The organism is Pantoea dispersa, assembly GCF_014155765.1.
GTDB lineage: Bacteria > Pseudomonadota > Gammaproteobacteria > Enterobacterales > Enterobacteriaceae > Pantoea > Pantoea dispersa.
On the sequence record NZ_SCKT01000001.1, the window covers coordinates 514,653 to 530,085 of the forward strand.

At 59.4% G+C, this 15,433-nt stretch carries 12 protein-coding genes; 1 reads left to right on the forward strand and 11 read right to left on the reverse strand.

Features of this window, described 5'->3' with window-relative positions:
* The 4 genes from astB to H7K56_RS02490 are packed head-to-tail and all read right to left on the reverse strand — an operon-like array spanning nt 1 to nt 5,040.
* On the reverse strand, nt 1-1,329 hold the full coding sequence (astB, locus tag H7K56_RS02475) for an N-succinylarginine dihydrolase (protein WP_150361764.1): 1,329 nt from the start codon (nt 1,327-1,329) through the stop codon (nt 1-3).
* Nucleotides 1,326-2,795, reverse strand: coding sequence for a succinylglutamate-semialdehyde dehydrogenase (astD, locus tag H7K56_RS02480; RefSeq protein ID WP_150361765.1), 1,470 nt, complete (start codon nt 2,793-2,795; stop codon nt 1,326-1,328). The genes astB and astD overlap by 4 nt, the downstream gene beginning before the upstream one ends.
* On the reverse strand, nt 2,792-3,823 hold the full coding sequence (gene astA, locus H7K56_RS02485) for an arginine N-succinyltransferase (RefSeq protein WP_150361766.1): 1,032 nt from the start codon (nt 3,821-3,823) through the stop codon (nt 2,792-2,794). Before astA ends, astD begins: the two co-directional genes overlap by 4 nt.
* Complete coding sequence (locus H7K56_RS02490) at nt 3,820-5,040, reverse strand: aspartate aminotransferase family protein (RefSeq protein ID WP_058757664.1); 1,221 nt, start codon at nt 5,038-5,040, stop codon at nt 3,820-3,822. Before H7K56_RS02490 ends, astA begins: the two co-directional genes overlap by 4 nt.
* 870 nt (nt 5,041-5,910) lie before the next feature.
* Between H7K56_RS02490 and H7K56_RS02495 the strand changes: the two genes are divergently transcribed.
* A complete protein-coding gene (locus H7K56_RS02495; protein WP_150361767.1) occupies nt 5,911-6,999 on the forward strand; it encodes a porin in 1,089 nt (362 codons plus the stop codon).
* Nucleotides 7,000-7,092: 93 nt separating this feature from the next.
* Here H7K56_RS02495 and H7K56_RS02500 read toward each other — a convergent pair whose 3' ends face one another.
* From H7K56_RS02500 to H7K56_RS02530, 7 genes are all read right to left on the reverse strand, one after another.
* A complete protein-coding gene (locus tag H7K56_RS02500) occupies nt 7,093-8,532 on the reverse strand; it encodes a YchO/YchP family invasin (RefSeq protein WP_150361768.1) in 1,440 nt (479 codons plus the stop codon).
* A gap of 220 nt (nt 8,533-8,752) precedes the next feature.
* The gene (gene cheZ / locus H7K56_RS02505) at nt 8,753-9,394 is read right to left on the reverse strand and encodes a protein phosphatase CheZ (protein WP_058757663.1); all 642 of its coding nucleotides are present in this window, start codon (nt 9,392-9,394) and stop codon (nt 8,753-8,755) included.
* Between the two features lie 9 nt (nt 9,395-9,403).
* Nucleotides 9,404-9,793, reverse strand: coding sequence for a chemotaxis response regulator CheY (gene cheY, locus H7K56_RS02510; protein WP_021506272.1), 390 nt, complete (start codon nt 9,791-9,793; stop codon nt 9,404-9,406).
* Nucleotides 9,794-9,832: 39 nt separating this feature from the next.
* Complete coding sequence (locus tag H7K56_RS02515) at nt 9,833-10,882, reverse strand: protein-glutamate methylesterase/protein-glutamine glutaminase (RefSeq protein ID WP_021506273.1); 1,050 nt, start codon at nt 10,880-10,882, stop codon at nt 9,833-9,835.
* A complete protein-coding gene (gene cheR, locus H7K56_RS02520; protein WP_031279190.1) occupies nt 10,879-11,754 on the reverse strand; it encodes a protein-glutamate O-methyltransferase CheR in 876 nt (291 codons plus the stop codon). Before cheR ends, H7K56_RS02515 begins: the two co-directional genes overlap by 4 nt.
* Before the next feature lie 104 nt (nt 11,755-11,858).
* Complete coding sequence (locus H7K56_RS02525) at nt 11,859-13,538, reverse strand: methyl-accepting chemotaxis protein (protein WP_150361769.1); 1,680 nt, start codon at nt 13,536-13,538, stop codon at nt 11,859-11,861.
* Nucleotides 13,539-13,717: 179 nt separating this feature from the next.
* Nucleotides 13,718-15,352 (reverse strand): methyl-accepting chemotaxis protein, encoded by a 1,635-nt coding sequence (locus tag H7K56_RS02530; RefSeq protein WP_182688958.1) that lies wholly within the window; start codon nt 15,350-15,352, stop codon nt 13,718-13,720.
* Nucleotides 15,353-15,433 lie beyond the last annotated feature (81 nt).

Genomic DNA, 15,433 nt, shown 5'->3' on the forward strand with positions numbered 1-15,433 from the left:
TTAACGCTGAAACGCGTAGACACTGCCTAAGTCTAGCAGCTGTGTCAGCTCGTCCAGCGCGCTTCGCCCTTCGCTCAGCAGCTGCGGATCGGCCAGGTCGGCCTGCGTCAGGCGGTCGCGATAGTGACGATCCACCCAGTCATTCAGACGCGTAAACAGGCGATCGTTCATCAGCACGGCCGGATTGACGGCCTGACGCTCCGCCTCGGTTAACACTACGCGCAGACGCAGACAAGCCGGTCCGCCGCCGTTGCACATGCTCTCACGCAGATCAAACACCTGCAGCGCGCGAATCGGGCCGCCGCTCTCCACCAGCTCGCTCAGGTAGCGCCACACGCCGGGATGCTGGCGCGACTCTTCCGGCAGCACCAGCCGCATGCCGCCGTCCGGATGCTGTAGCAGCTGGCTGTTAAACAGATAGGTGTTCACCGCATCGGCCACTGACACCCGATCGCGCGGTACCACAACCGGCTGGAAGCCCGGCACCTGCGCCGCCAGCTGTTGCAGCAGCTGGGGCTGGTCGACAAACGCCTCTTCGTGGCAGAAAAACACCTGCTGATTGCTGACGGCGATTACATCATTGTGGAACACCCCCTGATCGATCACCGCCGGATTTTGCTGCGCGAACAGCGTGCGCGCGTCATCCAGCTGATGCAATCTCGCCACCGCCGCGCTGGCTTCACGCGTCTGACGCGCCGGATAGCGCGCCGGTGCGCTGCCCTGCTGCTGGCCGTCACGACCGTAGACAAACAGCTGAACGCCGGGCGCGCCATAGTCAGCGCCGAAGCGGTTATGGTTGGCTGCGCCTTCGTCACCAAACAGCGCCACCTGCGGCAGCGCGTCGTGTACGCTGAAGTGGCGGCCATCGCGGAAGATGGCGCGCAGCAGGTCGGCGGTTTCCGGCGCTTCAATCGCCCGGTGGAACTTATTGTTGAGGTTGGCAACGGTAAAATGCACTTTGCCGTCGGCGCTGTCGGCCGATGGCGAAACCGTGGCCGCATTGGCCACCCACATCGCCGACGCCGAACTGGCCGCTGACAGCAGCTGCGGTGCCTGCCGGGCTGCTTTGGCCAGCACCTGCGCATCGCTGCCGCTGAATCCCAGCTGGCGCAGCAGCGGCAGATTAGGCCGCTCGTGCGGAGGGATAACGCCCTGCACATAGCCCATGTCGGCCAGCGCCTTCATTTTCAGCAGCCCCTGTTTAGCCGCCAGCCGCGGATTGGAGGGCTGCAGCTGATTGCGCGTGGAGGCTTCGTTGCCAAACGACAGGCCAGCGTAGTGGTGCGTCAGGCCGACCAGACCATCAAAGTTTGCTTCAAACGCCTTCATGATGTCGCTCCTGAAGCAGCAAAATCGAGCCCTGGCGACAGGCTGCCCGGCAGCGCTAAGCTGCTGCTCTCCAGCGAGGCCATCGGCCAGGCGCAGTAATCCGCCGCGTACCAGGCGCTGGCACGGTGATTACCGGAGGCGCCCACGCCGCCAAACGGTGCCGAACTGGCGGCGCCGGTCAGCGGTTTATTCCAGTTCACGATGCCGGCGCGCGCTTCCAGCAGCAGCTGATCAAACTGGTCACGCTGCGGTGACACCAGCCCGCACGACAATCCGTAGCGCGTGTCGTTGGCGAGGCCAATCGCCTGCGCGTAATGGTCGTAGCGGATGACCTGCAGCAGTGGTCCGAACACCTCTTCGTCAGGCAGTCCGGCGACGCCGGTCATGTCGATGATGCCGGGCGTGATAATGGCGCTGTCGCGATCCGGCCAGCGCATCGCCAGCAACTCCTTGCCACCCAGCGCAATCCGCTGCTGCCAGGCAGCGAAGATCTGCCCGGCGGCGGCGGGCGAAATCACGCTGCCCATAAATGGCTGCGGTTCGGCATCCCACGCTGCCGGTTTGAGGCGCGCACTCACTTCGACCAGGCGCTGCAGGAAGGCATCGCCCGCCGCACCGCGTTTCACCAGCAAACGACGCGCGCAGGTGCAGCGCTGGCCGGCGGTAATGAACGCCGACTGAATAGCGATATGCACCGCGCCATCAATGTCGGCCGGATCTTCCACAATCAGCGCATTGTTGCCGCCCATCTCCAGCGCCAGCATTTTCTCCGGCTGGCCGGCGAACTGGCGATGCAGGTGATAGCCGGTGGCCGCGCTACCGGTAAACAGCAGGCCGTCAATCTGCTCCGCCTGCGCCAGCGCCTGGCCGGTATCACGTCCGCCCTGTAACAGCGCCAGCGTACCCGCCGGCAGGCCCGCTTCCTGCCACAGCTGCACGGTTTTCTCTGCGGTGGCGGGGGTCAGTTCGCTCGGTTTAAACAACACGCAGTTGCCCGCCAGCAGCGCCGGCACGATATGTCCGTTCGGCAGATGGCCGGGGAAGTTATACGGGCCGAACACCGCCAGCACGCCGTGCGGCCGGTGGCGCAGTGAACTCTCACCCTCCGCCTGCTCGCCGGTGCGGGTGTGATAGGCCTTAACCGAAATGGCCACTTTATTGATCATCGCCTGCACTTCGGTCAGCGTTTCCCAGCGCGGCTTGCCGGTCTCACGGGCGATGATTGCCGCCAGCTCGGTTTTATCCCGCTCCAGCAGACGGGCAAAGTCCTCTACCCGCGCCTGACGGGCAGCAAACGGCAGACGTGCCCAAGCCGGGAACGCCGCGCGAGCCGCCTCACAGGCCGCCGCTACCTGCGCCGCAGAAGCGGCGTTGCCCTGCCATAAGATCTCGCCGCTCACCGGATTGTGTTTACTCAGCGTCTCCGCGCTGCCCGGCTGCCATTCACCGTTGATAAAATGCGTCATGCGTTATTCTCCTCGCGACCCAGGGTAACCACCCGCAGCGAATCGCCATAGTCGCAGCGCAGCGCGGTGCGCTGCTGCTGATTAATCAGAACCTGTCCGGATGCGATATCGACCGGCAGCAGCGCCACGCGGAACTGCTGATAGTCGCAGTTCGCCACCAGACACAGCGGCCAGTGCGCCTCAGCTTCGCCCTCGCTGGCGGTCAGCACTCTGCTCTTGCGGATGGCGCGGATGCGGTCGATCTCACACTCCAGCGTCGGGCCGCCGTCAAAGATGTCGATATAGTTGAGATAGCGGAAACCCTCGGCTTCCAGCACCGCGCGCGCCGGCGCGGTTTTCGGGTGGACTTCGCCAATCACCTGCTGTGCCGCTTCCGACAGATAGTGGATATACAGCGGATGCTTGGGCATCAGTTCTGCGATAAAAGCTTTTTGCCCGGTGCCGCTGAGAAAATCGGCCTGGCGAAACTCCATAGAGAAGAAACGGCTGCCCACGCTGTCCCAGAATGGGGAATGTCCCTGCTCGTCGCTGACGCCGCGCATCTCCGCAACCACGTGCTTCATGAAGCGCTCGCGGAAATTCGCCATAAACAGAAAGCGCGACTTGGACAGCAGATGGCCGTTTTTACCGTCGCGGTAGTCAGGATCGAGGAACAGCGTGCACAGTTCGCTGCTGCCGGTGTGATCGTTACTCAGCGACAGCGTCGGCAAACTGGCGTAGACGTTCAGCTCTTTCGAGGCGTGCACCTGGGTACCGACGCGGAAGTTGTACCAGGGATCCTGCAAACCTACCGCTACTTCAATGGCGCAGATGCCGACGGCGCGATTGTCACTGCTATCCGCCAGTACAAACACGTAGCCCTGTTCAGCGCGCGGCAGCGCGTCCTGCCAGGTTTGCAGCGAGCGCTCAATGCGCGCCTTCAGCGTCTCGCTGTCAGCAGGCAGCGAGGTCAGACCGCCGCCGGTTTTCCCCGCCAGCGCCAGCAGCTGCGGCAGATCGTCACGTTCGACGGGGCGAATCACCATCATGATGTGGCTCCTTTGAGCACGCGTGCGCAGGCGCGTTCGAAGCGCGCCAGCCCTTCTTTTACTTCACGCTCGCTGATGTTCAGCGCCGGGGCAAAGCGCACCACGCTGGCACCGGCGATCAGAACCATCACGCCCTCTTCCGCCGCCGTCAGGTTGAACTGTTTGGCTTTACCGGCAAAATCGTCATTCAGTACCGCGCCAATCAGCAGGCCCAGGCCGCGAATCTCTTTAAACACCGGCAGCCGCTGGTTGATCTCCTGCAGCGCCGTGACAAACCACTGGTGCCGCTCGGCGACGCCAGCCATAAACTCAGGCTGATTGATCAGCTCCAGCACTTTACCGGCCACCGCACCGGCCAGCGGGTTGCCGCCGTAAGTGGTGCCGTGCGTGCCGACGCCCATCACCTGCGCCAGATCTTCACGCGTCAGCATCGCACCGATGGGGAAGCCGCCGCCCAGCGCCTTGGCGGTGCTCAGCACATCAGGCGTGACGCCGTAATGCATATAGGCATACAGCGAGCCGGTACGGCCGACGCCGCTCTGCACTTCATCAAAAATCAGCAGCGCCTGATGGCGGTCGCACAATTCGCGCAGTCCGCGCAGGAACGCCGGATCGGCCGGTAATACACCGCCTTCGCCCTGAATCGGCTCGACGATGACCGCGCAGGTCTGGTCATTAATTAAGGCCGCCGCCGAGGCCAGATCGTTAAAGGTGGCATGCTGAATGGCTGGCGGTAACGGGGCGAAATCGCGCGAATAGGCGGGCTGGCCGCCGGCTGAAACGGTGAACAGGGTGCGGCCGTGGAAGGCATTGGTGAAGGCGACGATACCGTTTTTTTCGGCACCGAAACGGTCGTGCGCCACTTTACGCGCCAGCTTCAGCGCGGCCTCGTTGGCTTCCGCCCCGGAGTTACAGAAGAACACGCGGTCGGCAAAGGTGGCATCAATCAACTGCTTCGCCAGGCGCAGAATCGGTTCGTTGGTGTAGCCGTTGCCGGTGTGCCACAGTTTACCGGCCTGCTCAGTCAGTGCCTGCTGCAGCGCGGGATGGGCATGGCCAAGCGCGTTCACCGCGATGCCACCGGCAAAATCGATGTACTCTTTGCCCTGCTGATCCCACAGCGTAGAACCCTCGGCACGCACCGGCACAAAAGCCGCAGGGGCATAAACCGGCATCATCCATTGATCGAAATCGTGACGTGAAACCTGCAGTGACATAGCCATTTCTCCTGCCTCACTTCGGGTGAAGCTTTTGTTTTAAAATTGTTAAAAGTTGCTGAGTTGCAGCTCGACTATAGAGTGCAGTTAACGTGCCAGCCAGAGGAAAAAATGCATAAATCAGGTTCGTTAACGAAATATCAATAAGTTACACCCTTTCGCTATGCACATTTAATGCATAAAAAGTGAATAACCATCCGATGACAGCGGCACCGCAGTAATTTATTTAGCGGATTTATGCATTCGCAAAATGAAATATTGCTTTTGTGATCGCACAGCGGATATTTCGCCAAAATGAGGCGTCTGCTGCGCCATTTTGGGGCGCACTGCGCTTAACGGGTGCAAGTGACAGTCCGGTTCAGGCATCGGCATGGTGCATGTCAGCCGTTTATTAGTAACAACTGATTAACTTATTTTGGCTACCTTGTGCCAGGCTGGCCGGTAATTAAACGTATTAAAGATCGGGATATTATTTAGCCTGAAATAAACCGACACAGTGCGTCAATGCGGATAATTTACGGGGTGACTATCAGCCTGCTTTGATTCATAAGCATTGAACTTTAAGGCATAGGCTTGTGCTATTTAAGGCAATAAAACGCTATTTTTATTAAGTCATATCCCTCTTACTTTAATCATTACTTATCAATAATATAAATATTAATCGTCGATTAAACGCTCACTTAATCATGATAAGTAAAAGCGATTCCCATTTCCGAATAATGGAATTGGCGTATGAAAATCGCACAAGTAGCCAATAAGAAATTATTTGTTACAACTATTGCACTACTGATCTTTATCCTTTTGTGTCATTTTCTTGTCACCCCACCAGGGGCTTAAAAAATTAAAAAATAACACAGGGTAAAAATATAAATGATGAAGCGCACTTTACTGGCAGCAGTCATGCCATTGCTGCTGGGATTTTCTGTGGCTCAGGCCGCTGAAATCTATAATAAGGATGGTAACAAGCTGGATCTGGTCGGCAAAATTAACGTGTCGCACCTGTTCTCCGATGACACCACCAATGATGGTGATACCTCATCGTATGTCCGTATCGGTTTTAAGGGCGAAACCAAAATTACCGATAAGCTGACCGGCTACGGTTTCTGGCAATCGCAGTTCAGCCTGCGTAACACGGAAGGTGCCGATGCGCAGGCCGGTAACAAAACCCGCCTCGGCTATGCGGGTCTGAAGTTCGCGCAGTTTGGTTCGATTGACTATGGCCGTAACTATGGTCTGATTTATGACGTGCTGGGCTATACCGATATGCTGCCTTTCTTCGGCGGTGATTCCGGTTATGTCGATGCTTTCCTGTCCGGTCGCTCCACCGGCGTGCTGACCTGGCGTAACAAAGATTTCTTCGGTCTGGTTAAAGGCTGGAACGTCGCAGCGCAGTACGAAGGCAAGAACGAGCGCAGCGACAGCGCGGCAATGCCAAACCTGGCGGTACGCCGCTCCAACGGTGATGGTTTCGCCCTTTCCACCTCGTATGACACCGACTTTGGCCTGAGCGCGGTTGCCGCCTATGCCAGCCTCAATCGCGTCAGCGCGCAAAACCTTGCCACCTACGGCAGAGGTGATAAAGCCGAACACTGGGAAACCGGGGTGAAATATGATGCTAACCAGCTCTATCTGGCGACCATCTACGGCGAATCCCACAACGCTACGCCAATCGGTAACAGCGGGTTCGCCAACAAAGCGGTGAATTTTGAAGCCGTGGCGCAGTATCAGTTCCTGAACGGTTTCCGTCCGTCGCTGGGCTACGTGAGCTCAAAGGGCAAAAATATTGAAAACGTCGGCGACGCCTGGCTGTTCAAATACGCGTCCGTGGGTGCCACCTACTACTTCAACAAGAACATGTCGGTCTACAGCGAATACCGCATCAACCTGCTGAAAGATGACAACGCGCTGCGCCTGAAAACCGACGATATTACCGCGGTCGGTCTGGTGTACCAGTTCTGATGATGATTTACCCTCATGGCATCCCGGCAAGTGTCGGCTGAGGATGCAGCAAAGGGCAGCTCCGGCTGCCCTTTTTCTCTGGTGCCGCGCTGATTATGGTGCCAGCAGGTCGAAGCGGTTTTCGCCCCCCTGCTCCAGCATCACCGGCGGCTGCACCTGCAGCGTAATCCAGTTGGAAGTCACGCGATTTTGCTTGCTGTCCTCCAGTGTCACTGACAGGCGATAACTGTTGTTCGCCTCAGGCGACGCATCCCACGCCGGCATAATGATACTCCAGCCCTGTGGATCGTTGGGATCGGCTCCCGGCGTCAGGCTCAGCGCCTGCGTATCGCCCTGCCAGCTGACTTTACTGATTGGATGAGCACTGCGGATCTGCAGTTTCAGCGGCAAACTCTCGCCCGCATTAAGCTGCCACGGCGGCGTGGCGAGGAATACCGACAGGGTTTTACGCTGGCGGAACTCCAGCACCGGCGTATTGCTGCGCGTGACCAAATCATAGCGGCTACCGCGCAGCGAACGCGCGGCGGCGACGTTATCCGGATTGAGCTGCTGACTGAGCGCCACGCCAAAGCGGTAATTGAGGCGTAAACCGAGCTGATCCTGGCTCTCGCCTTCGTTACTGGTTTTGCGGCTGGCCGATACGGTAACCAGCGGCACTGGCGTGTAGGAGACGCCCAGCGTCAGCGCTGAAGGATTGTGATAGCTGTTGCCGGAATTAAACAGATCGACATTGTTGCCGAGATACTGCTGCCAGCTGACCGACACGCCCAGCTGGCGGTAAAACGGCAGATAGCCCTGGGTAGTGACATCATACCCACGCGCCAGCCGCTGCTGCTGGAACGGGTTGCGATTGCGCCAGCCGGACAGCGGCGTGTAGTAGTTGGCGGATAAACGCAGGAAGTCGCTCCAGGCCTCGGTGCCCAGCGAAGCGCGCTGCAAGCCGCTGTCAAACAGCCGATCAACGAAGCCGTTATAGCCCAGCAGCCAGCTGCCGGCCACCCAGCGCTGTCCCAGCCCGGCATTGCCCACCAGCCCGTCATCAGTCTGGTGCACGCCCAGCTGGCTGAACGTGAGGTAATTGTAGCGATCGGCCCATGGCGTCAGCAGCGAAGCCCCGCTGCCGCTGAAGTTACCTTCCATATCGACGTTGAGATCGATCTGTGCCTGGCCATAAGGCGACAGCAGCGACTGCCCTTCATCCGCCACCCGGGTAGCAACCTCATCACGAAAATGGTTAAACGCCCAGATTCCGGCCTGCTGACCCAGCGTGGTATCGCTGTCGCTGTTCTGGCTGGCCTCGCCGATGCTTTTGGCAATGCCCGCCAGCTTTTTACTGAACGCCGACGTATCGTCCTGATAGCCCAGCGCCGGTAATCCATCAGCGATTTTCTGGAAACGTGCCGGATCGGCAAACGGTGTTGCGGAGACGTCGCTGTTGCCGGTGAAGGCCTGCGCAGGCGCAACGGCCACCAGTACAGGGGCCCCGAAGGTTACAGCAGCGAAAATTTTGCGGGTCAGAACCAATGGCAGCATAGCAAAAGAGTAGTCGTTTCAGTTTAGAATTTGAAGTAGCTCACAAAACTGTACGAGGTTACCTTAACATATCCTCGCGCCAACGTAGGACTTGTCTTGCTATGTTTCAGAATTTACGCCACCTAAGGGCATGCAGGGCGAGCAGACGGGAAAACACGTCGTGCGGTCCCCTCTCCCGGGCGGGAGAGGGTTCGGATGCGGGTTGAACACCCGCTCAGCATTAAAAACCTAAACTGTCCAGCAGGTCGTCAACCTGGTCCTGGCTGGATACCACACCTGGCGCGTTAGCATGGATCTGCGGACCGTTCAGCAGGCTGTTGCCCTCTTTACGGGCCGCCGCATTGGCTTCCGGCATGTTCTCCAGCAGTACCATCAGCAGCTGACGTTCGATCTCCTGGATCACATCCATCATGCGCTTGATTACCTGACCGGTCAGGTCCTGGAAATCCTGCGCCATCATGATTTCCAGCAGCTGCTTGTTGGTGTACGCCGTGTGAGACGGAACGTCGTCAAGGAACTGGCGCGTATCCGAAACCAACTCGCGTGCATCCGCCAGCTCGATCGGGTTTTCAAACCAGGCATCCCAGCGGCCTTTCAGCTGGGTGGCGCCGGCTTCCATCTGGTCCTGGTGTGGCTGCGCCGCTTCCACACAGTTCAGCGCACGTTCCGCTGCCTGTGCGGTCATCTGCACCACATAATCCAGACGGTCACGCGCGTCCGGAATCGCTTCTGCCGCTTCGGCAATGGCCTGATCCAGCCCCAGTTCGCGCAGGCTGTCACGCAGCATACGTGTCAAAGAGCCAATCCGGGCAATAATCTCGTGTGCCGAAGCTTCTTCAGTTGGTTTCGGAAGGTCGCTCATCACATCTCCTTACATACCCAGTTTTTCGAAGATTTTGCCCAACTTCTCTTCCAGCGTGGCGGCGGTGAAAGGCTTCACCACGTAACCGCTGGCACCGGCCTGCGCGGCGGCGATGATGTTCTCTTTCTTGGCTTCGGCAGTGACCATCAGCACCGGCAGTTTGCCCAGCGTGGCGTCGGCGCGAATGGTCTGCAGCAGTTCCAGACCGTCCATGTTCGGCATGTTCCAGTCAGAGATAACGAAATCGAAGCCGCCTGCACGCAGTTTGGTCAGGGCGTCGACGCCATCCTCGGCCTCTTCCACGTTATTGAATCCCAGCTCTTTCAGCAGGTTACGGACGATACGACGCATCGTGTTGAAGTCGTCCACTACCAAAAAGCGCATATTTTTATCAGCCATATCTACTCCTGTGTTGTCTTGTCCGGCAGGACCGGCTCGTTAAATTCGCAATGCCTGTCCGGCGCTAATTTTGGCCAGCATATGCTGGCTGATGTGGCCCAGATCGACCACTTCACTGGTGCCGCCCATCGCTATCGCTTCGCGCGGCATACCAAATACCACACAGCTGGCTTCATCCTGGGCGATGGTCCACGCGCCGGCACGGTGCATTTCCAGCATCCCGGCCGCGCCGTCGTTGCCCATGCCGGTCAGAATGACCCCCACTGCATTTCGCCCGGCGTTGACCGCAACCGAGCGGAACAGGACGTCCACCGACGGCTTATGGCGGTTCACCGGCGGTCCGTCGTTCAGTTTCACCACGTAGTTGGCACCGCTGCGCGCCAGCTCCATGTGCATCGCGCCCGGCGCGATATAGGCGTGGCCGGGCAAAATACGCTCGCCGTCTTCCGCCTCTTTTACGGTGATCTGGCACAGCTTGTTCAGCCGCTCGGCAAACGAGCGGGTAAAACCGGGCGGCATATGCTGCGTAATCAGCAGCGCCGGGCTGGTGGCCGGCAGCGGCTGCAGCACATGGCGAATCGCCTCGGTGCCACCGGTTGAGGAGCCGATGGCGATCAGCTTTTCGCTGCTCAGCAGCGGCCCCGCTTTCAGCATCACCGGCTGCGGCGTGGCGGCACGCGCATGCAGTTTGGCGCGCGCGGCGGCGCGAATCTTGTCGGCGATCATCTGGCTGTAGGCCAGCATGCCTTCACGAATGCCGAGCTGCGGCTTGGTGACGAAATCCACCGCGCCTAACTCCAGCGCACGCAGCGTCACTTCCGATCCTTTACCGGTCAGCGACGAAACCATCACCACCGGCATCGGCCGCAGGCGCATCAGTTTTTCGAGGAAGTCGAGGCCATCCATACGCGGCATTTCGACATCCAGCGTCAGCACCTGCGGGTTGTACTGTTTGATCAAATCCCGCGCTACCAGCGGGTCCGGCGCCGTCGCGACCATCTCCATATCGGGATGGCTGTTGATGATCTCCGTCATCAACTGGCGCATCAGCGCGGAATCATCCACGCACATCACGGTGATTTTGCTCATCGTCTTTCCTTGGTCAGTCCATAGACAGTCTGTCCACGCAGCCAGAACTCTTTACTGATCTGACTGAAGTTTTCCGAATGCCCGGCAAACAGCAGACCGCCCGGCTTCAGCAGGGGGACAAAACGGCGCAGGATTTGTTCCTGCGTCTCTTTATCGAAATAGATCATCACGTTACGACAGAAAATCGCGTCGAACGGCCCCGGCAATGCCCAGTCGTGCGCCAGTAAATTGAGCTGCGCATAGTTCACCATGTTGGCCAGCTCGCTGCGCACGCGCACCATGCCGGCGTGCGGGCCGGTGCCGCGCAGGAAGAAGCGCTGCAGCTGCGACTGCGATAAGGTGCGCAGCTCCTCCTGGCGATAAACGCCCGCTACCGCTTTCTCCAGCACCTGCGTATCAATATCACTGGCGTGGACGGAAAATTTCCCCGGTCCGGTGCCCAGCGTTTCTGCCAGCGTCATGGCAATCGAGTACGGCTCTTCACCGGTTGAAGCGGCGGTGCTCCACACGCTGTAGTTGCCGCTGCGTTTGCGCGCATGCTCTGCCAGAATCGGGAAGTGGTGCGCCTCACGGAAAAATGAGGTCAGGTTGGTGGTCAGTGCGTTAATAAACGCCTGCCACTCAGCACTGTTCGGGTCCTGCTCCAGCAGCGCCAGATAGCGACCAAAATCATCAATATTCAGCATGCGCAGCCGACGTACCAGACGGTTGTAAACCATCTCGCGTTTGTGGTCGGCCAGCACGATGCCCGCACGCTGATAGATCAGCTGGCTGATACGACGAAAATGTGTATCGGAAAGCGGCAGGCGCTGCACCATTTGTGAGAGCAGCGTCGTGGCTTCATTTTGATCCAATAACGTCGATTTCTTCATTTCGGGTCACCCGGCAACAAACTGATTAAATTGTGATACTGCGGTTGCTACTGTGCTGCCAGTGCACACCATTCACACGGGCCGCCCTGCGGCGGCCACAAGGGTTAAAAGGTTTCCCAGTTATCGTCAGCGCCACGAGCTCCTGCCGCTGGCGCCAGCGCCTGCGGTGCAGACGGACGCGCAATTTTTGGCGCTGTAGTTACGTTAACGGCCTGGGCGACAAATTCTTTACCAATATTGAACACCGCCACCGACTGTTTCAGTCGGCTGGCCTGATCTTCCAGCGCCGCTGCCGCCGTCGCGGACTCTTCCACCAGCGCCGCGTTCTGCTGGGTGACGCGGTCCATCTCGTTCACCGCCAGGCCAACCTGGTCGATACCGCGGCTCTGCTCATCGGAAGCCGAGGCGATTTCGCCCATGATGTCGGTCACGCGGGTCACCGCGTTGACGATCTCGCTCATGGTTTCGCCCGCGCTCTCTACCAGCACCGAACCGGTATTGACGCGGCTGACCGAATCTTCAATCAGGCCTTTGATCTCCTTCGCCGCCTGCGCGCTGCGCTGGGCCAGACTGCGCACCTCGCCCGCGACCACGGCGAAACCACGCCCCTGCTCACCGGCGCGTGCCGCTTCCACCGCGGCGTTCAGCGCGAGGATATTGGTCTGGAAGGCGATACCGTCAATCACGCTGGTGATATCGGCAATCTTCTTCGAGCTGCCGGCGATGTCCTTCATGGTACTGACCACGCCATCGACCACTTTGCCGCCCTGCAGCGCCGTTTCGGACGCGTTCAGCGCCAGCTGCGACGCCTGACGGGCGTTTTCCGCGTTCTGCTTCACGGTGGCGGTCAACTGCTCCATGCTGGCCGCAGTCTGCTCCAGCGATGCGGCCTGCTGTTCGGTACGCGAAGAGAGATCGTTGTTGCCCATGGCGATTTCGCTGGCGCCGGTGTAGATGGCGTCCGAACCGTCGCGCACGATGCGTACGGTGCGCGCCAGCTCCTGCTGCATGTGCTGCAGCGAACTGAGCAGGTCGCCCATTTCGTTGCGCACGCTGAGATCGACCGGCTGGGTCAGATCGCCGCGCGCAATATGGCGGATGTGCTCAATGCTCTGCTGCAGCGGACGGATCAGCGCCGTACGCATGCCGCTCCACACCAGCGCAATCACCAGCAGCGTCACCAGCAGCGTACCGACCACCAGCATAATCGCGTGTTGGTAAGCGCTCTCGTTGGCGTCAATGCCCTGTTTTGCCAGCACAATGTTGTAGGCGAGCCAGGCGTTGTAATCCTTTTCAAATTTGTCCTGAAAACCCTGCGTTGGCTGATCGACAAAGCCTTTAAAGTTACCGGCACTGAGAAAATCAATCAGCTCGGCCAGCGCCCCGCGAAACGCGTTGTAGTTGGCCTGCAGCGTCAGCACGTTCTCCGCGCTTTTGCCCTTTTCCGACAGGTTAGCGTTGAACTCGGCAAAGCTCTGATCGGCGGTTTTCAGCTCCGTATTGGCCAGCGCCACCAGATCTTTTACCGTGGCACCGGAGCCGGCCTGCTGACTGTCCAGCAGATAGCGGATACCGGCACGGTTCAGCGTGTTACGCGCCTGTACCAGCGAAACCCATGAGGTGCCCATCGCCCGCTGCAGGGTGCTAAGACGTTGGTTGTACGCAAAATTATCTTTATCGGCTTTCACCGTTGAAAAAAACATTCCTCCGGAAAACAGCTGCAGTAAGGCAAATAACGCCAGCACGCACAGCAGGCCGGATACCACTCGAACACGACTAAACATAAACACCTCATTAATTGGCGGATCGCTGGTGTTATCGGCGCGCAGGCGCGGATCTTTATGTGAGGTGAAAGGGGTAAGACCAGCAGCAAACCGGTGAAGGGCCAGCCATGCGACCCTCTCCCGCGGCGGGAGAGGGGACGATTCAGGCAGTGATTAAAACGTTTCCCAGTTTCCGTCACTCACCGGGGCCGCAGCGGCTTTGCGCGCCGCGGCGGTGTCGTGGTCAGCGGGGGACGCACAGGGGCCGCTGCCGACGCGCGCGGAATGCGGAACACCGACACCGACTGGCTCAGGCGGCTGGCCTGCTCCTCCAGCGAGGCCGCGGCGGCGGCCGACTCTTCTACCAGCGAGGCGTTCTGCTGCGTGACGCGGTCCATCTCGGTCACCGCCTGGCCCACCTGGTCGATGCCACGGCTCTGCTCATCCGAGGCCGAAGCGATTTCGCCCATGATGTCAGTCACGCGCGTCACCGCACCGACGATATCCTGCATGGTGTCACCTGCGGTGCCGACCAGCTGCGAACCGGCGTTAACCCGGCTGACCGAATCGTCAATCAGTCCTTTGATCTCCTTCGCTGCCTGCGCGCTGCGCTGCGCCAGGTTACGCACCTCGCCCGCTACCACGGCAAAACCACGGCCCTGCTCGCCGGCGCGCGCCGCTTCGACCGCCGCGTTAAGCGCCAGGATATTGGTCTGGAAGGCAATGCCGTCGATCACGCTGGTGATATCCGCGATCTTCTTCGAACTGCCGGCGATGTCATGCATGGTGCGCACCACGCCTTCGACCACATCGCCACCTTTGCGTGCGGTCTCCGACGCGCTGAGCGCCAGCTGCGAGGCCTGCCGGGCGTTCTCGGCGTTCTGCTTCACCGTGGCGGTGAGCTGCTCCATGCTGGCTGCGGTCTGCTCCAGCGACGCCGCCTGCTGCTCGGTGCGCGCCGAGAGATCGTTGTTGCCGGCGGAGATTTCGCTGGCGCCGGTAAAGATGGCGTCCGAGCCGTCGCGTACGTTGCCGACGGTGTGCACCAGCGACTGCTGCATTTCATGCAGACTGCTGGCCAGCTGGCTCATTTCGTTACGCCCTTCAACGGTGATGGTCTGCGTCAGATCGCCTGCGGCGATATGGCGAATGTGGCCGAGCAACTGATGCAGCGGCTGAATCAGCACCGTGCGCAGGCCAAACCAGCAGGCGACGATTACCGCGATCACCATCACGGCAACAATCGCCAGCAGCCACATCATGGTGTGGAAGGCACGCTGGTTCTGCGCCACGCCCTCAGCGGCTAAAGCACTCTGCGCGCTGCGCCACTCTTCATAGGTGGCTTTCATTTTGACCTGTTTGGCTTCAATGTTCTGATCAAACATGCCCTGCAGATCGTTGGCTTTCAGCCGGGCCAGCATCGCCTTCAGGCCGTTATTGAATGCGGCATAATCCGCTTCCAGCCGGTCGCGCAGCGCATCCGGCAGCCCCGGCGTCGCCGGCAGATCGTAATAGCGCTGATAGTGGCCGGCCGCGGTGTCGAGCTGTTTCTCCGTCTGCGCGATCAGCGCATTAAGCTGGCCGCCGTTGGTTTGTGATGCCATGCTGCCCTGCATGCGCAGCATGGCGCGGTTGAGCACGGTACGGGTCTGGTTGAGTTCAATCCAGGCATCGGACATGGCAGCGACGTTATTACTTGACGTTTGTGCCACAGCAAACGCCTCTTTATCTTTTTGTAATGCCGACCAGAACAGCCCGCCGGACAGTAATTGCATAGCACCGAACACCAGCAGGACTGCGATCAGGCTGGTGACGACATTGATTCGTTTTAACATGGTGTCTCCAAAAAGGGGGGTTACGCCCTGTTTATCGACCGCTGCGCTGAATATTTGAGAGGGTTTACCGGACTTTACGAG

Excerpts from the sequence above, each read along its gene's own strand:
- cheZ (WP_058757663.1), bottom strand. The coding sequence starts at position 9,394 with ATGAGCGACCTTCCGAAACCAACTGAAGAAGCTTCGGCACACGAGATT.
- H7K56_RS02530 (WP_182688958.1), bottom strand. The coding sequence starts at position 15,352 with ATGTTAAAACGAATCAATGTCGTCACCAGCCTGATCGCAGTCCTGCTG.
- astB (WP_150361764.1), bottom strand. The coding sequence starts at position 1,329 with ATGAAGGCGTTTGAAGCAAACTTTGATGGTCTGGTCGGCCTGACGCAC.
- H7K56_RS02500 (WP_150361768.1), bottom strand. The coding sequence starts at position 8,532 with ATGCTGCCATTGGTTCTGACCCGCAAAATTTTCGCTGCTGTAACCTTC.
- astD (WP_150361765.1), bottom strand. The coding sequence starts at position 2,795 with ATGACGCATTTTATCAACGGTGAATGGCAGCCGGGCAGCGCGGAGACG.
- H7K56_RS02525 (WP_150361769.1), bottom strand. The coding sequence starts at position 13,538 with ATGTTTAGTCGTGTTCGAGTGGTATCCGGCCTGCTGTGCGTGCTGGCG.
- H7K56_RS02515 (WP_021506273.1), bottom strand. The coding sequence starts at position 10,882 with ATGAGCAAAATCACCGTGATGTGCGTGGATGATTCCGCGCTGATGCGC.
- H7K56_RS02490 (WP_058757664.1), bottom strand. The coding sequence starts at position 5,040 with ATGTCACTGCAGGTTTCACGTCACGATTTCGATCAATGGATGATGCCG.
- cheR (WP_031279190.1), bottom strand. The coding sequence starts at position 11,754 with ATGAAGAAATCGACGTTATTGGATCAAAATGAAGCCACGACGCTGCTC.
- astA (WP_150361766.1), bottom strand. The coding sequence starts at position 3,823 with ATGATGGTGATTCGCCCCGTCGAACGTGACGATCTGCCGCAGCTGCTG.
- cheY (WP_021506272.1), bottom strand. The coding sequence starts at position 9,793 with ATGGCTGATAAAAATATGCGCTTTTTGGTAGTGGACGACTTCAACACG.
- H7K56_RS02495 (WP_150361767.1), top strand. The coding sequence starts at position 5,911 with ATGATGAAGCGCACTTTACTGGCAGCAGTCATGCCATTGCTGCTGGGA.